Genomic DNA, 22,746 nt, shown 5'->3' with positions numbered 1-22,746 from the left:
GCTTCTCCTCCCCGAACCGTACGTGCACCTTTCAGCGCATACGGCTCTCTATTCAAGCTTGGCCCATGGCCATAGCAACGTCATGGTAGTGCGACGTAACGGTACTGCGGTCTTCAAGCCGGAAGATGTATGGGTTTCCCTCCGGATTGCGCCACCGCAATTGCGCCTTGGGGCTTGAGACAAGCCGTTGCAGCGCTTTCCCGACAGGGTCGCCGCGTTCATTGCGACCAAACACGAGCCAGGTTTTGGCCTTGCCCAATTCCGGGACCCTGAACCATTTCCGCATCAAGGGTTTGATGCGAGATCGGTACTTGTGTCCCAGCCAATGCGCCAGTTTCCAAAACACGACATGGTCGATGCGCCGGAAGACGTACGCCGTGAAGTCGGTGAACTTGTAGAACGCCGCCCATCCCGCCAATTGGCGGTTCAGGTCGGCGATCATGTCGACCGTGCTGACACTATGATTACCGGAAAGGGTTTCGGTGAGCTTGCGGACAAACCCCTTGGCCTTTTCCTTGGGTATCGTCGTGACGATGGACATCCGTCCAGCCGCCCCGTTTCCAGCCCTTCTCCTCTCAAGAGCCCTTGCTGTCGGTGGCTGTTGAGAACCGCGCATATTTGGTGCCGAGACGGGATTACGGCGAATCTGGACGCGGCGGACAGGGCCCTGAGATTATTGCAAAGGTTTTGATGGGGGAGATGAGCGCGGGATGTGGCGTCAGGAGCCCGGAGGGCGACTGAGGCACATCCCGCGCTGCGTCCGTCAATGATAGACTGGCGGAGCGCCGCAAACAGACATCGACCAAAGCTACCAGGCCAATTCGATGTCCAATCCCTCAGGCATCTGTGAGATGACGTGGCTGTCATCACGCAGGACTGCCGACTGGTTCACGGTGAGCGTCATTATAATGGTATTGGCGCATTCCGTCGAGCTTCTCCGATCAATCCCGACGGCGCTTCGAAAGGTGCGCCGCCGCGATGCAAACTGCTCGTTTCTTCCTCTGCGGGCGGTGTCGCGCGCAGGTTCTGCTTTGCCGCCATTGCGATCGGGGTCAGCGCTATTGCGGTTCTGCCTGCGCCCATGCGGCGCGCCGTGACAGCCTGCGGGCAGCCGGACGGCGCTACCAGAGCACCCGGCCGGGGCGCTTTGCCCATGCCGATCGCTCCCGCCGATATCGGCAGGCTCGCAAAAACGTGACGCATCACTCTCCACCCGTCGTTCCAGAGGGTTCACGACTGAAGGCGTCCACAAACGGCGGCATCGTTGCACCGGGCGATGGCACCGCTGGCGTGGTGTCATCGATCGAGCCGTGGTGCCGGCGCTGCGGCAGCTCTGTGCCGCTGTTCTTTCGCCGCGGCTTCGTGCGTCGCCGGGGGACACACGTGCGTCCATTCGACCATGGAGATCGAACCGATGACCATATCTGCCGAGAAGGAAGCGATGATCCTGCGCCTGTACCACGTTGAGAAGTGGCGCTGCGGCACGATCGCCAAGCAATTGCATTGCCATCACACCACCGTCTTCAGGGTCCTGAAGGACGCGGGCTTGCCTCGACACAGGCCGGTGATCCGCCCCGCCGAGATCGACCTGTACCTGCCGTTTATCCAGCAGACGCTGACCAAATATCCTGACCTGACGTCCAGCCGCCTTTACGGGATGGTGCAGGAGCGCGGCTATAAGGGATCGCCCGACCACTTCCGGCACATGGTGGCGCTGCACCGACCACGGAAGGCGGCGGAAGCTTATCTACGACTACGCACCCTGCCGGGTGAGCAGGGCCAGGTCGACTGGGGTCATTTTGGCCACATCGAGATCGGCAGGGCCCGCCGCCCGCTGATGGCCTTCGTCATGGTGCTATCCTACTCGCGCGACATCTATCTGCGCTTCTTCCTTGATGCCCGCATGGAAAACTTCCTGCGCGGCCATGTCGGCGCATTCAACGACTGGAACAGCCTTCCCAGAGTGCTGCTCTACGACAATCTGAAGTCCGCCGTCCTTGAACGGCAGGGCGATGCCATCCGCTTCCATCCGACATTGTTGGCCTTCGCGGCTCATTATCGCTTCGAACCCCGTCCTGTCGCGGTAGCACGGGGCAACGAGAAAGGCCGTGTCGAGCGCGCCATTCGCCACATCCGGGAAGCCTTCTTCATCGCCCGCACCTTCAAGGTGTTGGTTTCCGCGCGGAACTGAGCCGGTTAGGCGCATAATTTCCATTGAGAATTGAGCCATGTGAACCTTCCCCCCAACGCGGAGAGCGACGGGGGCAACGGAGTGATCCACATGGGACTTTTAAACATCATCCGCCGGATGGCGCTGCGCGAGAAGCTGTCAGTGCGCGAGATCAGTCGGCGTACGGGGCTGTCGCGCAACACGATCGCGAAGTATTTGAGCGCGGGCACGATCGAGCCGACGTTCACGGTACCGGAACGACCGAGCAAGCTTGATCCATTCGCTGACAAACTGGCGGCCTGGCTGAAGACCGAGGCCGGAAGATCACGCAAGCAGCGCCGAACGCTGAAGCAGCTTCATGCCGATCTGGTGGCTCTCGGCTTTACCGGCTCCTATGGTCGGGTCGCCGCGTTCGCCCGTGAGTGGCGGGTTGAGCAGCAGACATCGGGCCGCGGCATATTCGTTCCACTGTCTTTCCGCCCCGGCGAAGCTTTCCAGTTCGATTGGAGCGAAGACTATGCCGTGATCGGCGGCGAGCGCACGAAGCTTCAGGTCGCGCATATCAAGTTAGCGCACAGCCGGGCCTTTCTGGTCAGAGCCTACCTGCTGCAAACCCATGAGATGCTCTTTGACGCCCACTGGCACGGCTTCCGGGTCTTTGGCGGCGTGCCCGCGCGTGGAATTTATGACAATATGCGCACCGCGGTTGATCGTGTTGGCCGCGGCAAGGAACGGCAGGTCAACATCCGCTTCCTGGCGATGACGAACCACTACGTCTTTGCACCCGAGTTCTGCAATCCAGCCGCTGGCTGGGAGAAGGGCCAGGTCGAGAAGAACGTTCAGGATGCCCGACCAAGGCTGTGGCAACAGATGCCGGACTTCCCCGACCTGGCGGCATTGAATGCCTGGCTGGAGCAGCATTGCCAGGACCTGTGGCAGGAGACACCGCACGGCAGCCTACCCGGCACGATCGCGGATGTCTGGGCTGATGAGCGGGCAGCATTGATGGCACTGCCTGCCGCTTTTGACGGCTTCGTCGAGCAAAGCAAACGGGTCTCGCCCACCTGCCTGATCACCTTCGAACGAAACCGCTACAGCGTGCCCGCATCGTTTGCCAACCGGCCCGTCAGCCTGCGAATCTACCCCGAACGACTGGTCGTTGCTGCCGAGGGCAACGTTCTTTGCGAACATGTGCGGATCATTGAGCGCAGCCACGACAAACCTCCGAGGACGATTTACGACTGGCGACACTACCTTGCCGTCATTCAACGCAAGCCCGGAGCACTTCGTAACGGTGCACCCTTTATGGAATTGCCACCCGCCTTCCGCAAATTACAGGACCAGATGCTCCGCCGCCCTGGCGGTGATCGTGAGATGGCGGACATCCTTGCTCTGGTGCTTCATCACGACGAACAGGTCGTCCTTCGTGCTGTAGAATTGGCTCTGGATGCCGGCGTCGCGACCAAGACGCATGTGCTGAACCTGCTGCACCGTCTGATCGACGGCAAGACAATCGATGGTCCCGATATCGACACCCCACAGGCGCTGACCTTGGTGCGCGAACCCAAGGCCAATGTCGAACGCTATGACGGCTTACGTGTCCGGATCGTAGGGGGTCGCCATGCGTCATGATCCTGCCAGTGCCGCCGTGGTCATCATGCTGCGGAGCCTGAAGATGTATGGCATGGCCCAAGGGCAAGGCCGGTCAGATCGCCGAAGCCCTGGTCCGTCTCGACCTGTTGATCCTTGATGAGCTCGGATACCTTCCGTTTAGCGCGTCAGGCGGGGCATTGCTCTTCCATCTGTTGAGCAAGCTTTACGAGCGCACCAGCGTCATCATCACCACCAACCTCAGCTTCAGCGAATGGGCTACCGTCTTCGGCGACGCCAAGATGACCACCGCTCTGCTCGATCGTCTGACCCATCGTTGCCACATCCTGGAAACAGGAAACGACAGCTTCCGCTTCAAGGCCAGCTCGGCCGCAGCGGCACAGAAGAGAGGAGAAAAGGCCAATCCCTTGACCAAAGCCTGATCAGAAAACCATACTCAGAGGTGGCTCACTTCTCGGTGGAAAAACCGGCTCAGTTCCGCGTGGAAACCAACATTCAAGGACCTCGACGATCTCAATGCCCAGGCCGAACACTGGTGCCGGACCCAGGCTGCCGACAGGCCATGCCCGGAGGACCGGGCAATGACGGTGCGTGAGGCGTTCTCAAAAGAACAGCCCATGCTTCTGCCCTTGCCGGCCAATCCCTATCCCGTCGAGGAGCAGGTGGCCGTGAAGGTTGGCAAGACACCCTACGTGCGCTTCGATCTGAACGATTACTCGGTCCCTCATACGCATGTCCAACGAACACTCACCGTTCGCGCCGATCTCGTCCAGGTCAGGATATTCGACGCCGCCACGATGATCGCCAGCCACCGTCGCAGCTTCGATAGGGGCCAGCAGATCGAGGATCCTCAGCACCTGAAGGCACTCGTCGCCGTCAAGCGCGAGGCACGCCAGCATCGCGGCCTCAATAGCCTGACGCGGGCCGTGCCGGCTTGTCAGAAGCTGATGATGCATGCCGCAGAACGTGGCGCCAATATCGGCGCAATCACCAACGCCATGCTGACGTTGCTCGACCTCTACGGCGCCCAGGAACTCCAGGCGGCCGTCGAAGACGCTTTGCGCGCCGGCGCCTCGCATTCCAAGGCGGTTCGATCAGTGCTCGAACGCCGCCGGATTGCGCGGGGCGCTCCGCCCCCGGTCGAAACCAGGCTGCCCGAGCATGTCCGCAAGAAGGACACGACTGTCATTCCCCACAAGCTCGACCGTTACGATCAACTCACATTGAAAGGAAACGACGATGAATAAGATCGACACCCTGTTCAATCGCGCCAGACAATTGCGCCTTTATGGCCTGACGGCCCATTGGGACGAGATCGCCACACAGGACTGGGTGCCGACCGTGATCCGGTGGGAAGAAGACGAGCGCTCCGACCGCTCGCTGCTGCGACGCATGCGCACCGCCAGGCTCGGCCACTTCAAGCAAATGGCCGACTATGACTGGAAGTGGCCGCGCCGCATCGACCGCGCCACCGTCGAGGAACTGATGACGCTGGCATTCATGAAGGATGCCACCAACATCGTCTTCATCGGTCCGAACGGCGTCGGCAAATCGACGCTCGCCCTCAACATCGCCTACCAGGCACTCATCCGGGGCCATTCGGTCCTGTTCCGCACCGCCAGCGAAATGCTCGGCGAACTCGCCGCCATCGACAGCGATTCCCTGCTGCGCCGCAAGCTTCAGTACTATGCTTCCCATGACGTCCTGCTGATCGACGAGATCGGCTACCTATCCTATTCCAACCGCCATGCCGATCTGCTCTTCGAGCTCATCAGCCGCCGATACGAGAAACGCTCGACCATCGTCACCACCAATAAACCCTTTGCGCAATGGTCGGAGGTCTTTCCGAACGCCGCGTGCGTCGTCAGCCTGGTCGATCGTCTCGTCCACCACTGCGAAGTCGTCGCGATCGAAGGAGATTCCTATCGCTTCAAGGAAGCCAACGAGCGCTCCATAGCCCAGCGTCAGCAACGCGCCAGTCACCAATCCGGCGAAACAGAGCCCGCATCATGACCGAAAAGACGCACCACTCTTCAGGTCTCAAGCGTGGCCTGCCAATCCTCATCAGTGCCGAATGGACCCCCGAGCAGGCATGGGCCGTCTTCGAACTCCTCGATGATCTGCGCGACGCCATCTGGAACCATTACGCCCCTGACATCCAGCACATGGTCCAAAACCAACAAGCTTCCGACGATAATCAAGATTAGCAACACTGAAGGCGGCTTCTTCAGCCGCTTTCAAAGTTCTCAATCCTCGGCACCATTTATCCGCGCTTTTGGACAGCCGCCAACACAAGAAGTGGGTGAAAGACTGTCAGCCCAGTCTCATGCGACCCCTCAGTTTCATCGCCTCGGTGGAGATGAATTCGCATTCTATATGTCGGCCACTGGGAGCTCTCATGATCTCCAGGGTTGGGCGAATAGCGTCATCGCGTCCCTCAAAAAGCCCATGAGAATTGGTCACAGAGCCATTGAGGCGAGCGCATCTGTCGGCATGGCGATTGGCCCAGATATGTCTTGTGATGCCTTGCAGCTCTACGAATTTGCTGATTATGCGCTCTATGTTGCAAAGCGAAACGGCGGGGGGATGGCTGAGATCTTCTCGACGTCTCACAGGCAGGCAATGCGGTCAGAACGAGAGATTGAAATGACATTGAAAGCTGCCGATCTCGATCTCGAAATCCATTCGCTCTTTCAGCCCATCATGGACACGAATTCGGGAATGCCGCAATTCTTTGAGATCCTTGCCCGGTGGCATTCGCCAACCTTGGGGGAGGTCTATCCGGATACCTTCATTCCGATTGCGGAACGAACCGGATTGATATGGAGGATCACCGTGTGTCAACGGCGGCTTCCGCGGCCACGAGGCGGCGATCGTCGAGATCTTGCTTCAAAACTGTCCGAGCTTGAAGGTTCCGGTTGACTTTGAGTTGAAGCTGCTTGGCCCGATCGGTAGGGTATCTGGCAGTTACGGCCAACATGCTCGTCTCGTTGTTTGGCCAAGAATATACTCCGCCTTTAACTTTAGACTGACAGGTGTCTTAACGCCCTTGCTGCGTGCCACAATGGCCTTGGCGGCCAAGGCACCTATCCGTTCGCGCGGCGTTCGCATCGTCGTGAGTTCTACAGGCAGAACATTCAGCAGACCAAGACCGTTGAACCCCACAAGTCCAACGTCTTGCGGAACAACAATATCGTGCGTTTGCAGGTACATCCATGCTCCATAAGCAACATGGTCATTGAGGCCAAAGATAACGTCAATATGGCGACCGCCTTTTAAGAGCTCGGCACAAGCTTCAAAGCCGACCTGGAAGGCATTGCGCGAAGGTGAGCGCCCTGTTGGAATTTCGCTATCAAAAGCCTCCGCCATGCCTCTTAGACGCGCCTCTGCTCTTGGATCGATGTTTTCTGGACATCCAATGAAACCGGGGTACCTATAACCCGACGCCTTTATCTTGGATGCCAGCGCATAGCCGGTTTCCTGATGATCCAGACCAACGCACATGTCTATGGGGTCACTGCGCCAATCCCAGATCTCGACGACAGGAATACCGGTGCCTGCCAACAGGCTGGTCAACTCGCTGGCATGGTCACAGCCTGTCAGCACCATCCCTGCCGGACGCCAAGCAACGAGCCGTTGGGCCCACGCCAGTTCCTGCGATTGATTGTAGTCAGATGTGCTCACGATTGTCGCGATGGCTTGGTCTTCAAAGACTCTACGCATGCCGAGCAGCATATCGGCAAAGACCTCGTTGAAGAGCGTTGGAAAGGAAATCCCCACCAGTCCGGAACTCGCCTCGACCATTGCCTTTGCAGGCAGGTTCGGAAGGTATTTCAGCTGTTTGGCGATTGCCTCGATCTCGGTACGCTTGGTTTCGGATACGCCTTCAATGCCACGAAGAGCTCTACTCACCGTCATCGTCGAAACCCCGGCTGAACGGGCGATATCTTCAAGCCGGATCAGATCTGATTTTCGCTTCACCTGTTATATCTCGCTGCGCTCATCACTTAAGGGCCAATCAATCTGACGTTATCGCTAACGTTGTTTTAGCGTGAGTTAACCTTCATCTCCAGCCCTCACTCTGATTATAGATGGTCGTGAAAGAGGGAGGATTATTGGTGCCAAAAATTACTCTTGCCGGAGTTACCAAGCGATTCGGGGCGCTTGAAGTACTCCCTCCATTGGATCTCGATCTGGCAGATGGCGAGTTTACAGTGCTCGTCGGACCTTCTGGCTGCGGAAAATCGACAACACTTAGGATGTTGGCTGGATTGGAAACGATATCAGGCGGTGAAATCTTCTTCGACGGGAGACCCGTCGGCGCGCTGGAGCCTAAAGATCGCGATATTGCGATGGTATTTCAAGACTATGCGCTTTATCCGCATATGAACATCGCCAGAAACATGTCTTTCGCGCTGCGTCTTGCCAAAACCCCAGCCAGCGAAATCGAAAAGCGGGTCAAGCTCGTTGCAGACATGCTGAATATTTCTCACTTGTTGCATCGAAAGCCATCAGAACTCTCCGGTGGTCAACGGCAGCGTGTCGCAATGGGGCGCGCTCTGGTCCGCGACGCGTCGACCTTCCTCTTCGACGAGCCATTGTCAAATCTGGACGCCAAGTTGAGGGGAAAGATGCGTACTGAACTTGCCGAGATGCGCGGCAAACTTCACAAGAACATGATCTATGTGACGCACGATCAGGTCGAGGCCATGACCTTGGGTGACCGTATCGTGGTCATGAGTGAGGGACGAATCCAGCAACAAGGGTCGCCCGAGGAGCTCTTCAAAAAGCCGGCGAACATGTTTGTCGCTGGCTTCATCGGCAGCCCCTCGATGAATTTCATAACAGCCGTGCTGGAAGGACGAGGACAAGAAACTTTCGCGATCAGCCCTGGGCTCTGCGTCCCTGTCCCGTCAAGCGCTGCGGAAGCTGCGGGGGGCCGGGAGATCGTTGTCGGTGTACGCCCATCCTCGATTCATCTCGAGCATCCGCGGGGCATTCCCATCGAGCTGCGCGTGGTCGTGAGCGAATATCTCGGGGCACAGACTGTGGTGGCAGCACGCACGCCGGATGGAACGGAGGTTCTTGTCGAGATTGCATCTGGCAGGCGTTTTTGCGCGGGAGAAGCAATCATCATGCAGATCGTACCGGAGGATATCCTGCTGTTCAGCAAAGAGAGCGGATTACGGATCTGACTGATCTCCAGCCGTGAATACGTCCTGCGTTTCACAGCTGCAATTTCCGATGTTCAAAGGGAGGAACAAATGAAGAAGTTTATCGCAACGGTGGCCGCATTGGCTGCCTATATGGGGGGGCTGCCTGTTACAACGGCAATTGCCAATCCCTATGAAGGGTTTGCCGGAACCACCCTGGTGGTTAATTTTCCGGCTCATCCGCACTATGACGCGGTCATGAAGGTTTTGCCGCAATTCACGGAGGAAACCGGCATTGAGGTAGAGGTTGACCAGCTCGAATATCTCAAGATGCGCGAAAAGCAGACGCTTGAGCTGACCAAGGCAGAGGGAGACTACGATCTAATCTCGTACGTTGTGTTCTCCAAGGCAGATTACGTGTTTGCCGACCAGCTCGAAAATCTCGCCAAGTATTTCATGAATCCGAAGCTGGCTGATCCCAGCTGGAACGGGTCTGACATAATCGACGGATATATCCAGAATATCGGCATAGCCGGTGGTGAAAAGGGTTATCTGCCTGGCAAGACCGGTTCCTTGTTCGGCCTGCCATTTGGTGCCGAAACCTCTATCCTTGGCTATCGCACCGATGTGTTCGACAAGCACGGACTGAAGGCTCCAACGACCTACGAAGAACTGGTGGATATTGCCTGCAAGATTCCGCAGCTTGAACCTGGCATGGGCGGTCTGGCCAGCCGCGCGGCCAGCGGTCAGCATGCCAGTCACGCTTTCCTCCTGCATCTGGCGCCGCTGGGTGGAAAGATCTTCGATGAAGACTGGAACCCGGTCCTGAACAGCGAGGCCGGTATCAAAGCCGCCGAAACTCTGAAGAAGATCGTCGATTGCGGCCCTGAAGGTGCAAAATCCTTCGGTCAGGCGGAAGCGCTTGCCTCATTCCTGCAGGGCAAGGCGGCTGTGTATCTCGACACGACGGCCATCGCCGGTCAGGTCAATGACCCGACGCGCAGCCAGGTCGCAGGCAAGGTGGCCTGGGCAGCCCATCCGGCGGGTGTACGCAGTGCAAGCCAGACAGGCGGCTTCGGCATTGCCATTCCAAAAAATGCGCAGCACAAGGAAGCAGCCTTTCTGCTGATGCAATGGCTGACATCGCCACGGATCGACAAGGAAATTGCGCTCGCAGGAGGCAATCCAATTCGATACTCCACGCATCTTGATGCAGATGTGAATGCCAAGATGCCATGGATGGCCACCTTCGGCGAGGCGTTGAAGAACGCGGATCCCGACTGGCGCCCAATTATTCCTGTCTGGGGCAAGATCAATGCGGACCTAGGTACCCAACTGTCCAAAGTCTTGACCGAAGGGCTTGATCCGAAATCGGCTCTGGATGGTGTGGCAGAGCGCGCCGGCGCAACAATGAGGGACGCTGGCTACTACTCCTGGTCCAAGTAGTGGTCGCTGTGCCCACCGCTGCAAGTTGATCGCTGCGGTGGGCACAACCTGGAGACCATGGCAAACCGTATCTGCAAAAGGATCTTTCATGAGTGCGAGCGCTTTCAACAGAGCTACACCATATATATTTTTGCTGCCTGCCGCAGTGGTCCTTGCGATCGCCTTGATGTACCCGGTTGGATACATGGTTTGGGCAAGCTTTCTCAATTGGAACCCAAGTCAGCGGATCGGAGAAGCGGAGTTTGTCGGTCTCGCCAACTACGCCAGGCTGCTGTCCGATATGCAATTCCGCGAAAGTCTGACAGTGACGCTGGCCTTTGCTGCAAGCGTGGTTTCAATCGAGCTGGTGCTTGGCGTAGGCCTCGCGATGCTCCTGGACCGCAAGATTCGAGGCATGTCCGTGCTGCGGACACTTTTCATCCTCCCGATGATGATTGCGCCTATCGTTGTCGGCCTGATGTGGCGCTACATGTATCATCCGACGGTCGGCATATTCAATCGAACGCTTAAGGCTATCGGGCTGGAGCCTGTTCCCTGGCTATCTGATCCTGGCTGGGCCTTTGTGTCCGTGGTCATCGCCGATGTCTGGCAGTGGACACCCTTCATCTTCATCCTATCGCTGGCGGCACTCCAGTCTCTTCCGTCCTCCACGATGGAGGCGGCACGGGTCGATGGCGCCACACGCTTCCAGACGATCCTTTATGTCAAGCTGCCGCTGATGATGCCGGTTCTGATCGTGACTGCGCTGCTGCGCATGATTGATGCCTTTAAGGTTCTGGAAGTCATTCTGGTGCTGACCAATGGCGGACCCGGCCTTTCGACGGAAATTCTCGCATTGCGCATTTCCCGCACGGCGTCGGAATTCCGTGAACTGGGCCAAGCCGCCGCCATGTCCAACGTCCTGCTACTGCTGTTGATGGCGCTGACCGCAGTCATGTTTGTCTATTCCAAATTCACTGAGATGCGCAGCCGGAGGCAGGTAGCATGAAACATGACAAGACTTCTCCAGCCTTTTTCGTCCTTGTCGTCATGCTGGTGCTGATGTCCACGGGACCCATCCTCATGATGGTCTTAACATCGCTGCGTCTGAACGTGGACATCATGTCCGATACGTCCAGCCTAATATTCATGCCCACTCTGCGCAACTATGAAACCGTTCTGTGCAATGCGCTCTGGTACACACCGGAACACCTTGGCCGTTGCGACAAGACCTTTGGCCGGGCGCTCGGTAACTCGCTGCTCGTATCCGTGACAGCCACGGCGCTGACATTGGTGATCGGCTGTATGGCTGCCTATGCACTGGTTCGTTTCCGCTTCCTGGGGCGCGATGTCGTGTCTTTCTCAACGCTTATCCTGCGAATGATTCCGCCTGCCGTCCTTCTTGTGCCAGTGTTCGGCATCTGGACCTACCAGTTCGGATTGGACGGAACACTTTCCGGACTCGTGCTGGTTTATGTTGCCATGAACCTGCCCTTTGTCATCTGGATCCTGCAAAGCTTCATTCGACAGGTGCCTATACAGTTGGAGGAAGCGGCACGGATCGATGGCGCTGGTCCTTTCGCGGTGTTTTTCCTTGTAGTCCTACCATTGATACGTCCGGGTCTTGCCGCTGCAGCAATCTTCACCTTCCGTATCGCGTGGAACGAGTTCCTGCTGGGCAACGCCCTGACGGATCGCGGCACACGCACAGTGCCCGTTACCATCGTCAATCGATTGACGGAGTATGATATCGACTGGGGTGTCATCATGGCTACAGGGATGTTGCTGGCGGTCCCCCCGATCATCTTTACCTTGGTCGCCAGTCGCCAGATCATCACCGGAATGACTGCGGGGGCGGTGAAAGGATGAGCGAATGGCTGCTTGGCCCCATTGATCCATCCCGAATCCACGAGGTCGGCCCCCACCTCTCATGGCATGCCAGGACAATGGTCTTGGCCTGGGGCGTGCTAGTGCCCTGTGGCGTGCTGTCGGCCCGCTACTTCAAGGTATTTCCGGGCCAAAACTGGCCGCACACCCTGGATGACCGGCGCTGGTGGCATATGCACCGCTTGGCCCACGGAATGGCAGGCCTATTGATGCTTATAGGTCTCTGGCTGATCCTTTCGTCCGGTAGCCGGTCGGGCAGCACTACATCATTCGTTTGGATGCATCATGCCTTTGGCTGGAGTGTCGTTCTTCTTGCCGCTTCGCAGTTCGCCTCCGGCTGGATGCGAGGCACAAAGGGTGGCCCTCCCGCACTGAAGTCGGGTGGGAGCCTGAAAGGCGATCATTATGACATGACACCACGCCGGCTGATCTTTGAAGCTGTTCACAAGACGGGTGGTCTGGTAGCCGTGGCACTCTCTGTACCGGCCATCCTCACCGGCCTATGGCAAGCCAATGCCCCAACATGGATGTGGCTGGCGCTAGGCGGCTGGTGGCTCCTTCTGGCGGCGCTCTGCTGGGCTCTGGAGCAGCGCCGCGGGGCGTTCGACACATACCAGGCTATCTGGGGCGCCGACGAAACCCTACCCGGGAACACGAAGGACCCTGTCGGTTTCGGGGTTCACAGACAGGCAGAGCGGTTGGGACTGCGCGATAATCGTGGGCCTTGAACCAAGAGAAACAGCAGTCGGTGTTCCCCGTCGTGGTCGATAACGGCGTTGCTGGCAAAAGCAGAATGAGGACCGTGATTTAGTCACGTGTCAACCTGACGAGAGTTCAAAGAGGAAAAGATGCAGCAAGCGGAAATCGGACTGATCGGTCTCATCATGCGACGTCTGTTCCAGGCGATCTGGTCGATGATCGACATCCTTATGGCGGTCATTCTCGCAGCCATGATTGCGCTTGTCTTCGCCAATGTGGTTCTGCGCTACGGCTTCTCCTCGGGCATACGACAGTCGGTCGAGTTGGCCCGATTATGGTTCGTCTGGATCGTCATGCTGGGTGCTGCCGTCGTTCTGCGCCGTGGCGAGCATCTTGCCGTTGCCGAGTTTTCCGAAGCGCTGATGCCGAGAGCCGTTCCGATCCTGCGCCGGCTTTGCTGGGTCGTAGTCATGGTTGCTGTTGGCATGCTGTTCATCGGCGCGCTCAACCAGACCATGGCGAACTGGAACAACCTGTCGCCTCTGACAGGGCTGCCGTCCGGTCTCTTTTACCTCGCGGGCGTCGTCTCGTCTGTTTTGATGGCCTCGATCGCCATCGTTCGCTTCATCGATCCGATGAGCATAGATGCTCGCATTGCAGAGGATACCAAGGAATGACTCTTATCCTGTTCCTCGGCGTTCTGTTCGTCGCGATCCTTGCGGGGCTTCCCGTCGCCTTTGCTCTCTTGCTTTCCGCCATGGCGCTCATGCTGCATCTGGGCACGTTCAGCCCCGATATCCTGGCGCAGGGTCTGATCAACGGTGTCGACAGCTTCCCCCTGCTCGCCATCCCCTTCTTCCTTGTGGCCGGGGAGGTGATGTCCAAGGGCGGGCTGTCGGAGCGCATCGTTCGTCTCGCGATGACGCTTGTCGGCCACAAGCGCGGTGGCCTTGGCTATGTTGCCATTCTGACCGCGATCGTTCTGGCAGGACTGTCAGGATCAGCCGTTGCCGATGCGGCAGCCCTGGTGGCGATCCTCTATCCCATGATGCGCAAGGCCGGTTATCCGGAAGGTCGAAGCCTCGGCCTGCTCGCTTCGGGTGGCATCATCGCGCCGATCATTCCGCCTTCCCTGCCGCTGATCTTGATCGGCGTTGCCGGCAATATCTCGATTGCCAAGCTGTTCATGGCCGGTATTGCGCCGGGGTTGATGATGGGGCTGACGCTGATGGCAGTCTGGTCCTTCATCATGCGCAACGAGCAGATCGACACGCTGCCGAAGGCGAGCGGCAAGGAGCGGTTGGCCGCGCTGAAAGACGGTATCTGGGCGCTGCTGTTGCCGGTGATCATCATTGGCGGCATTCGTTCGGGTGCCTTCACGCCGACCGAGGCCGCAGTCGTTGCCGCCGTCTATGCAATCCTCGTGTCCACCTTCGTCTATCGCGCCCTGACTTGGAAGATCCTTTTTGAAGTGCTGGTGACGGCTGGTCGGTCGACAGCCATGGTCATGTTCCTGGTCGGTGCAGCCATGGTTGCCGCCTGGCTGATCACGGTCGCACAGTTGCCTCAGCAGCTTGCCGAAACGCTGCAGCCGCTGATCGACAGCCCGAGGCTTCTGATGCTGGTGATCATGCTGATCGTGCTGGCCGTCGGCATGGTGATGGATCTGTCTCCGACCGTTTTGATCCTGGTGCCACTGTTCATGCCTGTCGTGAAGATGGCGGGCATCGATCCGGTCTATTTCGGACTTATGTTCATCCTCAACTGCTCGATCGGCCTTTTGACGCCACCGGTCGGGACCGTCCTCAACGTCATCTGTGGGGTCGGACGCGTCCCGATGAGCGTGGCCGTGCGCGGTGTGACACCGTTCCTGCTCGCCTACGCGGCTTTGCTCGGCCTTTTCATCATCTTTCCGCAACTCATTACCGTTCCCGCCAAGTTCCTTGGCGGCTGAGACTTCACAACAGGGAGGAGCCTGACATGAAAATCTTGAAAGTGCTTGGACTAGCAACCGCAATCGCCTTTACCGGGGTTTCCGCGCATGCCGAAACAGAGCTGAAACTTGCTCATGCCGCGCCCGATACCGATCTGCAGCAGACCCTCTCCGTCTTCTTCAAGGAGCAGGTCGAAGCGCGCACGAACGGCTCGGTCAAGGTCACCATTTTCCCCCAGGGGCAACTCGGCAACGACCAGGCGATGATCGATGGTGCCCGTTCCGGCATCATCGACATCGTCATGACGGGCCTCAACAACCTGACCGGTCTGGTGCCGGATGCCGGTGCCTTTGAACTGCCCTTCATGTTCCCCAACCGGGAACTTGCCTACAAGGTCCTAGACGGGGAAGTCGGGCAGGGCGTTTCGGCCCAGTTCACCCAGCATGGCCTGAAGATGCTCGGCTATCCGGAAAACGGCTACCGCAACATGACCAACAATCGCGGTCCCATCCGCGTGCCGGCCGATGTTTCCGGGCTCAACATGCGCGTCAACAACTCCAAGGCCCTGAACGACATGTTCGCGGCACTCGGCGCCAATCCGACGCAGTTGCCGGTCGCCGAACTCTACACAGCGCTTGAGACGGGTGTGGTCGATGCGCAGGATCATCCGATCGGCATCGTCCTGTCCTTCAAGTTCAATGAAGTGCAGAAGTATCTGAGCATGACGCAGCATGCCTATTCGGCGCTGGCGCTCGCCATCAACGATGCCAAGTTCAACGGCCTGACCGCCGATGAGCAGAAGGTGATCCTTGAAGTTGCCGCCGAGGCTGTTGCCATGCAGCGCAAGCTCGCACAGGAGAAGGAGGCATCGATGATCGCCGAGCTCCAGGCTGCCGGCATGGAGGTCAACACGGATGTCGACGCTGCGGCCTTCCAGGCTGCGGTCAAGTCGGTCTGGGATGGTTATACCGCCGCCAATGGCGATGCAGTCGTCAATGCTGTGCTGGCAACCCAAAAGTAACGGATTGAAAATTGGCGAAGAGAAAGGGCGCATAATCAGCGCCCTTTTTTCATGCCATTACGGGCTCGATTGGCGACGCATCAGGATCGGTTCAAGAGCAATGGTCGCGGGGCCTGCCTGCGTGCCATCGAGAACATCAAGGATGAGCTCGGCCGCGCGTTTGCCGATTTCACGGGGCAGCGGGTTTATAGTGGTGAGCGACGGCACGCAGATCCCAGCGATCTCGTAGTCGCCGAAGCCGGCGACGGCGATCTGTCCAGGGACATTCACGCCGCGCCTCTGACATTCCGTCAGGGCGCCAAAGGCTGACAGGTCGGACACGCAGATGACGGCTTGTGTGTCCGGCAGCGTGTCCAACAATCGGCCCATGGCGTCTGCGCCTTCTCTCATGGAAATGGGCGGTGTGCCGGCCGCGATCAGTCGATCGGGATCCAGACCGTGTGCCTGCATGGCCGCGATGAAGCCCGCCCGGCGATCCGTGCCACGGGTGTCACGGTCGGCATCGCCGCCGATAAAGGCAATTCGGGTGATCCCGACCGAGACGAAGTGGTCGACCATTGAGCGAACCGCAGCCGCGTTGGAGAAGCCGACGACATGGCCGACGGGATTGTCGGGCAGATCCCAGGTCTCGATGACAGGTATGCCTGCATTTTCCAGCAGACGCCGCGTCCGCGGGGTTTGGCGCCCGCCCGTCACGACGATCGCTTCCGGGCGGCGGCGAAGCAACTGTTCGACCAGTCGCTCTTCTTCCTGGATGTCATAATCCGTATAACCGAGCAGGATCTGCAGGCCGCGCTCCTTCAGCCCCTCGGACAGTCCGCGCACGGTATCGGCGAAGTTGGCATTGTTGATCGATGGGATCGTCACGGCGACAAAATCGGTGCGCTGCGAACGCAGATTGGACGCCGTGCTGTCAAAGACGTAGCCGAGGCTGTCGGCGGCTTCGAGGATGGCACTGCGCGTTGCGTCGCTCACGGAGGCGTCACGCTTGAACGCCCGGCTCACCGTCATGGGCGAGACGCCCGCAAGGCGGGCGACGTCGGCCATGGTCGGTGCTTTGCGGGGCGTGCTCATACCATTTTGTTATCGTTATCTCTGGCGAAAATCCAGTCTCTGCAGGGTTAGATCACAGGGGCGTGTATTCATGCGCCGTTGTGACGTGATGATGGATCGAGCCAGTGAAGAAGCGCTCCAGGACGGACTCGGTCGCGGCCCTCGCCTCGGTGCGAACGTGGCTCGCAAGGGCTGCGTCTACGCTCGGCAGATCTGGATAGCTGATGGCGAGGATCATCGGATATTCCGGTGCGCCGTCATCGCGACTTTCGGCGAAGGTGACGCGGACGGAGAGGGCGCCGGGGAACTGGCGCCATTTCGGCAGGATTTCGGCGAGGACGGCGGCGCGGAAAGCCTCCGTCTGTCCTTCATGGATCTTGCCGTCGAACAATGCGTAGCGGGTGATCATGGGGCAATCTCCTTGTTGGGTCCCTTGAAATATTCCATCAATGCGGCCTGGTCCTCGCCGCCGAGGCCGGCGGCTGTCAGCATGCGGTGGACTTCGGCGCAGATCGCTGTCAGCGGCATCGAGGTGTGCGTGAGCCTCGCCAGATCCTGGGCGGCGTTGAGGTCCTTGACCATGTTGTCGATGCGCCCGGTGCGGCGGTAATCCCTGCTGGCGAAGCGCGGCATGTATTCCTGCAGAAGTGCGCTGTCGGCGCGGCCACCTTTGAGCGCCTGCGGAATCTTCTCGACATCGACGCCGGCTGCTTCGGCGAGGGCGGTTGCCTCGGCCACAGCCAGGAAGCCGAGGCCGCAGAGCACCTGATTGATCATCTTGGTGGTCTGTCCAGCACCTGGACCGCCCATATGGGTCTGGTTTCCGGCGAGCTTCGACAGGATGCCCTGCGTTTCCTGCACGTCGGCTTCGGCGCCGCCCTGCATCAGGGTCAGCTGGCCAATCGCGGCCTTCGGAATGCCGCCGGACAGAGGGCTGTCCACCCAGCGCAAGCCACGGGTCGCGCCTTCTGTCGCGAGTGCTTTTGTCGTCTCCGGGTCGATCGAGGACATGTCGATGATCAGCGTGCCGGGCTTGGCCCCTTCGGCAACGCCCTGCGGCCCGAAGACGGCGGCGCGGACGATGGCTGCCGAGTTAAGCGAGAGGATAACGGCCTTGGCCTGGCTTGCCGCATCTGCTGCCGACGAAGCTGCAGCGGCACCCTTTGCGACAAGGGCTGCAATCTTTTCTGGGTCACGATCGTAGACGATCAGGTCCGTTCCGGTCTCTGTGAGGCGGGCGCCGATGGCACCGCCCATGGCACCGGCCCCGATGAGGGCGATCTTGTTGGTCATTGCGGGCTTCCTCCGAGATTAGACAGGACCTCGCCGACGATATTTGCCATCGGTTGGTCGATCGTCACTTCGATGGCTTCGTCCGGCCCTGGCTTTTCCAGGGTCGCGAACTGGCTGTCGAGCAGTGACAGGGGCATGTAGTGGCCGGCGCGGGAGGCCATGCGCGATGCAATGAGATCGCGGTCGCCCGCGAGATGGACGAATGTCACCTCTCCGCCAGCGCCAGCGCGAATTCTGTCGCGGTAAACGCGCCGAAGCGCAGAGCAGCCGATGATCAGCGGCGCCTCGCTTCTCAGTGTGTCGGCAATCCGATCGAGCCAGGGCCAGCGGTCGTCATCGTCAAGCGGAATACCTGCCCGCATCTTCTCGACGGCTTCGGTGCTGTGGAGATCGTCGCCGTCGCGGTATGGGATATCAAGCTGTTCGGACAGAGCGGCGCCGACGCTCGACTTGCCGCAGCCTGCCACGCCCATGATGACCAGACGCAAGCTCATAGCGATGCCGTGATCCCGCCGTCGACATAAAGGATATGTCCGTTGACGAAGCTGGATGCATCGGAAGCGAGGAAGATGCATGCGCCCTGCAATTCCTCGACCTTGCCCCACCGGCCGGCCGGCGTGCGTTTTTCGAGCCAGGCCGAGAAGGTCGGGTCGGCGACGAGAGCTGCATTCAGCGGCGTGTCGAAATAACCGGGTGCAATCGCGTTGCAGTTCAGGCCGTGCTTGGCCCAGTCGGTGGCCATGCCCTTGGTCAGGTTGCCGACCGCGCCCTTGGTCGCGGTGTAAGGGGCAATCGAGGGGCGGGCGAGTGCGGTCTGGACGCTGGCGATATTGATGATCTTGCCGCGACCACGGGTGATCATGTGGCGGGCAACGGCCTGGCCGACATGGAAGACGCTGGCGATATTGGTCTGCAGCAGGCGCTCAAAAGCGTCGGCGGGGAAGTCTTCGAGTGGTGCGCGATGCTGCATGCCGGCATTGTTGACGAGGATGTCGATCCCCTTGCCGGAGGCCTCGTAGGCATCGACGGTCGCGCGCACAGCATTGTGGTCCGTCGCATCGAAAGCGAGCTGGTCGGCACCCTCGATCCGTGCGGCCGCATCCTTGAGTTTTGCCTCGTCGCGGCCGTTGAGGACGATCTCGGCGCCGGCAGCCTTGAGACCCTCTGCCAGCGCAAAGCCGATCCCTTGCGAGGATCCGGTGATCAGAGCGCGCTTGCCCTTCAGGTCGAACAGGTTCAGTGCCACGGTTTACTCCCTTCAGTTTCGCTCTCGACAAGCGTCGGATGATTTGTATATGTTATCGATAACAATCGAAAGTCAAGCATCCCTGGGGAGAGACATCATGACCAAACCCGATATCCTGCAGATGGGTCCTTATCCGGACTGGGACCAGGTGCCGCTGGAGCAAAGCTTCCAGATGCATCGCTACTTCGAGGCTGACGACAAGGCTGCCTTCCTGGCCGAGGTCGGGCAGAAAATCCGGGGTATCGCGACCCGTGGCGAGCTCGGCGCCAATGCACAGACGATCGCAGCCTGCCCGAATCTCGAAGTCATCTCGGTCTATGGCGTCGGCTTTGATGCGGTCGACCTCGGCGCGTGCCGGGAGCGTGGAATCCGCGTTACGAATACGCCCGACGTGCTGACGAACGATGTCGCCGATCTCGGGGTCGCGATGATGCTGGTCCAGTCGCGTGGGATGATCGGTGCTGAAACCTGGGTGAAAGACGGGTCCTGGGCGGCCAAGGGTCTCTATCCCCTGAAGCGTCGCGTCTGGGGACGCAGGGCAGGGGTGCTCGGCCTTGGGCGGATCGGATTCGAGGTTGCCAAACGCCTAGCCGGCTTCGACATGGAGATTGCCTATAGCGATGTCTCGGCCAAGGATTTCGCCAAGGATTGGAAATTCATCGCCGATCCTGTAGCACTCGCAGAGCGTTCGGACTTCCTCTTTGTCACGCTGGCAGCTTCGGCTGCGACCCGGCATATTGTCGGTGCCAAGGTGATCGAGGCGCTCGGGCCCGAGGGCATGCTGATCAATATCAGCCGCGCCTCCAACATCGATGAAGAAGCCCTGCTGGAAGCGCTTGAGACGGGCAAGCTTGGCTCGGCAGCCCTCGATGTCTTCGAAGGCGAACCCAATCTCAATCCGCGCTTTCTGTCGCTGCCGAATGTGTTGCTGCAGCCCCATCATGCCAGCGGGACCATCGAGACTCGAAAGGCGATGGGCAAGCTCGTCCGCGACAATCTCACCGCGCATTTCGCCGGTGAAGCCCTCCTCACTCCGGTGCTCTGATGAAAGCCATCGTCATTCATGCCGCCCGTGATCTCCGGATCGAAGATCGCCCTGTGGAAGACCCGCAAGCCGGCCAGCTGCGGCTGAAGCTCGCGACAGGCGGGATCTGCGGTTCGGATCTGCACTATTACAATCACGGCGGCTTCGGCGCGGTGCGGCTGAAAGAACCCATGATCCTTGGCCATGAGGTCTCGGCTCGTGTCGAGGCGATCGGGCCCGGTGTCTCCGGCTTCGAGATCGGGCAGCTTGTGGCCGTTTCGCCCTCTCGGCCCTGCGGCCAGTGCCGCTATTGCGGCGAGGGACTGCAGAACCAGTGCCTCAACATGCGTTTTTACGGCAGCGCCATGCCCTTCCCGCACATTCAGGGCGCTTTCCGCGAAAGCCTGGTGGCGGATGCCTATCAATGCGTCGATGCGACGGGGCTTTCTGCCGGCGAGGCGGCGATGGCCGAACCGCTGGCGGTCACCCTGCATGCCACGACGCGAGCGGGCAGCCTGTTCGGCAAGCGGGTCCTCGTGACCGGCTGCGGACCGATTGGCGTGCTCTCGATCCTCTCCGCACGACGCGCTGGTGCTGCCGAGATCGTTGCCACCGATCTCTCCGATTTCACGCTGGCGCTGGCCGCAAAGGTCGGGGCTGACAGGGTGATCAATACGGCGAATGAGCCGGATGCGCTGTCGGCCTATGCCGGCGACAAGGGCACTTTCGATGTGCTCTATGAGTGCACGGGTGTTGCTGCGGCGCTTGCAGGCGCCATTCCGGCGCTCAGGCCACGCGGGATCATTCTGCAGCTCGGCCTGGGCGGCGATATGACACTGCCCATGATGGCGATCACGGCCAAGGAGCTCGAACTCAGAGGCTCCTTCCGCTTCCATCAGGAATTTGCCATCGGTGTCGAACTGATGCGGAAAGGCTTGATCGACGTAAAGCCGCTGATCACGCATACCGTGTCGCTGGCCGAGGCCGAGAAGGGCTTTCTGCTCGCATCGGATCGGAGCCAGGCAATGAAGGCGCAGATTGCGTTTTCGGCTTAAGTGCGGCGACTGTTCAGGGAGGAGCATGAGCCATGTCGTTTTTTGAAGTCATCGATCCGATCTTCGCCACCTATGTGCTCGGCAATGCGCCGGTAAAGCGGCTGGCGACCGGGTTTGACTGGACGGAAGGGCCGGTGTGGTTCGGCGATGCCGGCTGCCTGCTGTTTTCCGACATTCCCAACAACCGCATCGTCCGCTGGAGCGAGGATGGCGTCACCACCTATCGCCAGCCCTCGAACTTTGCGAACGGCCATACACGAGACCGGCAGGGCCGTCTCGTCAGCTGCGAGCATGGAACGCGCCGGGTGACGCGGACCGAATGGGACGGGTCTATCACGGTTATCGCCGACAGCTATCAAGGCAAGCGTCTCAACAGTCCGAACGATGTCATCGTTGCTCCCGATGATGCCATCTGGTTCAGCGATCCGCATTACGGGATCATGACCAATTACGAGGGCGCAAAGGCAGAGCAGGAGCTGCCCTGCACGGTCTACCGGGTGTCATCGGATGGTGGCCTCGAGGCCGTGATCACCGACATCCAGGGGCCGAATGGCCTCGCCTTCAGCCCGGATGGCAGCCGTCTTTATGTGGCGGATACAGGGCGCATGTTTTCTTCCGATCCGCAACATATCCGCGTGTTCGACATGGTCGATGGGCGTCCGGTGAATGGGCGTATCTTCCATGTGATCACGCCCGGCTGCGCCGATGGCATGCGGGTCGATACGGACGGAAACCTGTGGTCCTCCGCAGCGGATGGCGTGCATTGCATCGCGCCGGATGGCCATCTGATGGGCAAGATCCTGGTGCCGGAAATGGTGTCGAACCTCTGCTTTGGCGGTCACTCGAAGCATCGGTTGTTCATCACGGCGACCACGAGTGTTTATTCGGTGGTGCTGAACCGGCGCGGCATCCAGACCCCTTGAGGCCAGTTTGGCATCTCAAGCCGTCTCGCCGGGTACCAGCCGGGTTGGGACGAAGGTGACGGTCTGGACGGGTTCGCCCTTCAGCTTGGCGACCAGGGCTTCGGCCGCCGCCTTGCCGATGCTGGTTGTCGGCACGACGGTCGTGGTCAGGCGCTTCTGCAGAATGGACGCCGCCTCCATCCCACCCCATCCGGCGATGCCGATGTCTTCGGGCACGCTCAAGCCACGGGACTGACAGAAGGCAAGCCCGCC

Annotated in this window: 25 protein-coding genes and 1 pseudogene; 18 read left to right on the top strand and 8 right to left on the bottom strand. The window is 59.5% G+C overall.

Translation table 11 applies throughout. The annotated features are described in order from the left end of the window. Positions 1–52: 52 nt before the first annotated feature. Positions 53–541: a group II intron maturase-specific domain-containing protein gene (locus OU993_RS20025; protein ID WP_268160445.1), complete on the bottom strand. Its 489-nt coding sequence runs from the start codon at positions 539–541 to the stop codon at positions 53–55. An 873-nt stretch (positions 542–1,414) separates the two neighbouring features. On the opposite strand from OU993_RS20025, the gene istA (OU993_RS20020) reads away from it, so the two are divergent. The 7 genes and pseudogenes from istA (OU993_RS20020) to OU993_RS19990 all read left to right on the top strand — a co-directional run bounded on the left by istA (OU993_RS20020) (position 1,415) and on the right by OU993_RS19990 (position 6,703). Next, entirely contained in the window at positions 1,415–2,191 is a 777-nt protein-coding gene (istA, locus tag OU993_RS20020) for an IS21 family transposase (RefSeq protein WP_268160443.1), read from the top strand. A gap of 90 nt (positions 2,192–2,281) precedes the next feature. Next, a complete protein-coding gene (istA, locus tag OU993_RS20015) occupies positions 2,282–3,802 on the top strand; it encodes an IS21 family transposase (RefSeq protein WP_268160441.1) in 1,521 nt (506 codons plus the stop codon). A gap of 65 nt (positions 3,803–3,867) precedes the next feature. After that, positions 3,868–4,203: pseudogene (locus OU993_RS20010) on the top strand (ATP-binding protein); the annotation flags it as partial. A 195-nt stretch (positions 4,204–4,398) separates the two neighbouring features. Next, positions 4,399–5,028 carry a Mu transposase domain-containing protein gene (locus OU993_RS20005; protein ID WP_268159760.1) on the top strand — a complete coding sequence of 210 codons (630 nt, stop codon included), beginning with the start codon at positions 4,399–4,401 and terminating at the stop codon, positions 5,026–5,028. Then, positions 5,021–5,794 carry an IS21-like element helper ATPase IstB gene (gene istB / locus OU993_RS20000; protein ID WP_268154921.1) on the top strand — a complete coding sequence of 258 codons (774 nt, stop codon included), beginning with the start codon at positions 5,021–5,023 and terminating at the stop codon, positions 5,792–5,794. Before OU993_RS20005 ends, istB begins: the two co-directional genes overlap by 8 nt. Then, positions 5,791–5,988: a hypothetical protein gene (locus OU993_RS19995; RefSeq protein WP_268155107.1), complete on the top strand. Its 198-nt coding sequence runs from the start codon at positions 5,791–5,793 to the stop codon at positions 5,986–5,988. The genes istB and OU993_RS19995 overlap by 4 nt, the downstream gene beginning before the upstream one ends. Beyond that, positions 5,897–6,703 (top strand): diguanylate cyclase domain-containing protein, encoded by an 807-nt coding sequence (locus OU993_RS19990; RefSeq protein WP_268160439.1) that lies wholly within the window; start codon positions 5,897–5,899, stop codon positions 6,701–6,703. Before OU993_RS19995 ends, OU993_RS19990 begins: the two co-directional genes overlap by 92 nt. A gap of 45 nt (positions 6,704–6,748) precedes the next feature. On the opposite strand, the gene OU993_RS19985 is transcribed toward OU993_RS19990, so the two are convergent. Continuing rightward, the gene (locus OU993_RS19985) at positions 6,749–7,762 is read right to left on the bottom strand and encodes a LacI family DNA-binding transcriptional regulator (protein ID WP_268160438.1); all 1,014 of its coding nucleotides are present in this window, start codon (positions 7,760–7,762) and stop codon (positions 6,749–6,751) included. Positions 7,763–7,872: 110 nt separating this feature from the next. On the opposite strand from OU993_RS19985, the gene OU993_RS19980 reads away from it, so the two are divergent. From OU993_RS19980 to OU993_RS19945, 8 genes are all read left to right on the top strand, one after another. Continuing rightward, the gene (locus tag OU993_RS19980) at positions 7,873–8,976 is read left to right on the top strand and encodes an ABC transporter ATP-binding protein (RefSeq protein ID WP_268160436.1); all 1,104 of its coding nucleotides are present in this window, start codon (positions 7,873–7,875) and stop codon (positions 8,974–8,976) included. Positions 8,977–9,045: 69 nt separating this feature from the next. Next, positions 9,046–10,380 carry an extracellular solute-binding protein gene (locus OU993_RS19975; RefSeq protein WP_268160435.1) on the top strand — a complete coding sequence of 445 codons (1,335 nt, stop codon included), beginning with the start codon at positions 9,046–9,048 and terminating at the stop codon, positions 10,378–10,380. An 88-nt stretch (positions 10,381–10,468) separates the two neighbouring features. Continuing rightward, complete coding sequence (locus tag OU993_RS19970; protein WP_268160434.1) at positions 10,469–11,368, top strand: carbohydrate ABC transporter permease; 900 nt, start codon at positions 10,469–10,471, stop codon at positions 11,366–11,368. Then, complete coding sequence (locus OU993_RS19965) at positions 11,365–12,228, top strand: carbohydrate ABC transporter permease (RefSeq protein WP_268160433.1); 864 nt, start codon at positions 11,365–11,367, stop codon at positions 12,226–12,228. Before OU993_RS19970 ends, OU993_RS19965 begins: the two co-directional genes overlap by 4 nt. Continuing rightward, complete coding sequence (locus OU993_RS19960; protein ID WP_268160431.1) at positions 12,225–12,974, top strand: cytochrome b561 domain-containing protein; 750 nt, start codon at positions 12,225–12,227, stop codon at positions 12,972–12,974. The genes OU993_RS19965 and OU993_RS19960 overlap by 4 nt, the downstream gene beginning before the upstream one ends. A 120-nt stretch (positions 12,975–13,094) precedes the next feature. Beyond that, positions 13,095–13,622 carry a TRAP transporter small permease gene (locus tag OU993_RS19955; RefSeq protein ID WP_268160429.1) on the top strand — a complete coding sequence of 176 codons (528 nt, stop codon included), beginning with the start codon at positions 13,095–13,097 and terminating at the stop codon, positions 13,620–13,622. Continuing rightward, on the top strand, positions 13,619–14,899 hold the full coding sequence (locus OU993_RS19950; protein ID WP_268160428.1) for a TRAP transporter large permease subunit: 1,281 nt from the start codon (positions 13,619–13,621) through the stop codon (positions 14,897–14,899). The genes OU993_RS19955 and OU993_RS19950 overlap by 4 nt, the downstream gene beginning before the upstream one ends. Before the next feature lie 26 nt (positions 14,900–14,925). After that, positions 14,926–15,900, top strand: coding sequence for a TRAP transporter substrate-binding protein (locus tag OU993_RS19945; protein WP_268160426.1), 975 nt, complete (start codon positions 14,926–14,928; stop codon positions 15,898–15,900). Positions 15,901–15,957: 57 nt separating this feature from the next. Here the strand turns inward: OU993_RS19945 and OU993_RS19940 are convergent, their stop codons facing one another. Genes OU993_RS19940 through OU993_RS19920 form a run of 5 tightly spaced genes read right to left on the bottom strand, consistent with a single transcriptional unit; the run spans position 15,958 to position 19,492 of the window. Further along, complete coding sequence (locus OU993_RS19940; protein ID WP_268160424.1) at positions 15,958–16,974, bottom strand: LacI family DNA-binding transcriptional regulator; 1,017 nt, start codon at positions 16,972–16,974, stop codon at positions 15,958–15,960. 52 nt (positions 16,975–17,026) lie between these two features. Further along, complete coding sequence (locus OU993_RS19935) at positions 17,027–17,362, bottom strand: hypothetical protein (protein ID WP_268160422.1); 336 nt, start codon at positions 17,360–17,362, stop codon at positions 17,027–17,029. Further along, the gene (locus OU993_RS19930) at positions 17,359–18,246 is read right to left on the bottom strand and encodes an NAD(P)-dependent oxidoreductase (RefSeq protein WP_268160420.1); all 888 of its coding nucleotides are present in this window, start codon (positions 18,244–18,246) and stop codon (positions 17,359–17,361) included. Before OU993_RS19930 ends, OU993_RS19935 begins: the two co-directional genes overlap by 4 nt. Next, on the bottom strand, positions 18,243–18,740 hold the full coding sequence (locus OU993_RS19925) for a gluconokinase (RefSeq protein WP_268160418.1): 498 nt from the start codon (positions 18,738–18,740) through the stop codon (positions 18,243–18,245). The genes OU993_RS19930 and OU993_RS19925 overlap by 4 nt, the downstream gene beginning before the upstream one ends. After that, positions 18,737–19,492, bottom strand: coding sequence for an SDR family oxidoreductase (locus OU993_RS19920; protein ID WP_268160416.1), 756 nt, complete (start codon positions 19,490–19,492; stop codon positions 18,737–18,739). The genes OU993_RS19925 and OU993_RS19920 overlap by 4 nt, the downstream gene beginning before the upstream one ends. 97 nt (positions 19,493–19,589) lie before the next feature. On the opposite strand from OU993_RS19920, the gene OU993_RS19915 reads away from it, so the two are divergent. Genes OU993_RS19915 through OU993_RS19905 form a run of 3 tightly spaced genes read left to right on the top strand, consistent with a single transcriptional unit; the run spans position 19,590 to position 22,494 of the window. Beyond that, positions 19,590–20,537, top strand: coding sequence for a 2-hydroxyacid dehydrogenase (locus tag OU993_RS19915; RefSeq protein WP_268160414.1), 948 nt, complete (start codon positions 19,590–19,592; stop codon positions 20,535–20,537). Continuing rightward, positions 20,537–21,571, top strand: coding sequence for an L-idonate 5-dehydrogenase (locus tag OU993_RS19910; protein WP_268160412.1), 1,035 nt, complete (start codon positions 20,537–20,539; stop codon positions 21,569–21,571). The genes OU993_RS19915 and OU993_RS19910 overlap by 1 nt, the downstream gene beginning before the upstream one ends. Positions 21,572–21,603: 32 nt before the next feature. Next, positions 21,604–22,494: an SMP-30/gluconolactonase/LRE family protein gene (locus tag OU993_RS19905; protein ID WP_268160410.1), complete on the top strand. Its 891-nt coding sequence runs from the start codon at positions 21,604–21,606 to the stop codon at positions 22,492–22,494. Between the two features lie 15 nt (positions 22,495–22,509). Here the strand turns inward: OU993_RS19905 and OU993_RS19900 are convergent. Then, positions 22,510–22,746: substrate-binding domain-containing protein (locus OU993_RS19900; protein WP_268160408.1), on the bottom strand; the 237-nt coding region annotated here is incomplete at its 5' end.

It is taken from the genome of Rhizobium sp. SL86 (assembly GCF_026672545.1).
Taxonomy (GTDB): Bacteria; Pseudomonadota; Alphaproteobacteria; order Rhizobiales; family Rhizobiaceae; genus Neorhizobium.
Note: the sequence above shows the minus strand (reverse complement) of the source record. Positions and strands in the feature narration are given on the sequence as shown.

Coding starts and splice junctions, on each gene's coding strand:
- OU993_RS19910 (WP_268160412.1), top strand. CDS start 20,537: ATGAAAGCCATCGTCATTCATGCCGCCCGTGATCTCCGGATCGAAGAT.
- OU993_RS19945 (WP_268160426.1), top strand. CDS start 14,926: ATGAAAATCTTGAAAGTGCTTGGACTAGCAACCGCAATCGCCTTTACC.
- istA (WP_268160441.1), top strand. CDS start 2,282: ATGGGACTTTTAAACATCATCCGCCGGATGGCGCTGCGCGAGAAGCTG.
- istB (WP_268154921.1), top strand. CDS start 5,021: ATGAATAAGATCGACACCCTGTTCAATCGCGCCAGACAATTGCGCCTT.
- OU993_RS19935 (WP_268160422.1), bottom strand. CDS start 17,362: ATGATCACCCGCTACGCATTGTTCGACGGCAAGATCCATGAAGGACAG.
- OU993_RS19960 (WP_268160431.1), top strand. CDS start 12,225: ATGAGCGAATGGCTGCTTGGCCCCATTGATCCATCCCGAATCCACGAG.
- OU993_RS19980 (WP_268160436.1), top strand. CDS start 7,873: ATGGTCGTGAAAGAGGGAGGATTATTGGTGCCAAAAATTACTCTTGCC.
- OU993_RS19950 (WP_268160428.1), top strand. CDS start 13,619: ATGACTCTTATCCTGTTCCTCGGCGTTCTGTTCGTCGCGATCCTTGCG.
- OU993_RS19970 (WP_268160434.1), top strand. CDS start 10,469: ATGAGTGCGAGCGCTTTCAACAGAGCTACACCATATATATTTTTGCTG.
- OU993_RS20005 (WP_268159760.1), top strand. CDS start 4,399: ATGCTTCTGCCCTTGCCGGCCAATCCCTATCCCGTCGAGGAGCAGGTG.
- OU993_RS19990 (WP_268160439.1), top strand. CDS start 5,897: ATGATCTGCGCGACGCCATCTGGAACCATTACGCCCCTGACATCCAGC.
- OU993_RS19995 (WP_268155107.1), top strand. CDS start 5,791: ATGACCGAAAAGACGCACCACTCTTCAGGTCTCAAGCGTGGCCTGCCA.
- OU993_RS19915 (WP_268160414.1), top strand. CDS start 19,590: ATGACCAAACCCGATATCCTGCAGATGGGTCCTTATCCGGACTGGGAC.
- istA (WP_268160443.1), top strand. CDS start 1,415: ATGACCATATCTGCCGAGAAGGAAGCGATGATCCTGCGCCTGTACCAC.
- OU993_RS19965 (WP_268160433.1), top strand. CDS start 11,365: ATGAAACATGACAAGACTTCTCCAGCCTTTTTCGTCCTTGTCGTCATG.
- OU993_RS19940 (WP_268160424.1), bottom strand. CDS start 16,974: ATGAGCACGCCCCGCAAAGCACCGACCATGGCCGACGTCGCCCGCCTT.
- OU993_RS19975 (WP_268160435.1), top strand. CDS start 9,046: ATGAAGAAGTTTATCGCAACGGTGGCCGCATTGGCTGCCTATATGGGG.
- OU993_RS19905 (WP_268160410.1), top strand. CDS start 21,604: ATGTCGTTTTTTGAAGTCATCGATCCGATCTTCGCCACCTATGTGCTC.
- OU993_RS19955 (WP_268160429.1), top strand. CDS start 13,095: ATGCAGCAAGCGGAAATCGGACTGATCGGTCTCATCATGCGACGTCTG.
- OU993_RS19930 (WP_268160420.1), bottom strand. CDS start 18,246: ATGACCAACAAGATCGCCCTCATCGGGGCCGGTGCCATGGGCGGTGCC.
- OU993_RS19925 (WP_268160418.1), bottom strand. CDS start 18,740: ATGAGCTTGCGTCTGGTCATCATGGGCGTGGCAGGCTGCGGCAAGTCG.
- OU993_RS20025 (WP_268160445.1), bottom strand. CDS start 541: ATGTCCATCGTCACGACGATACCCAAGGAAAAGGCCAAGGGGTTTGTC.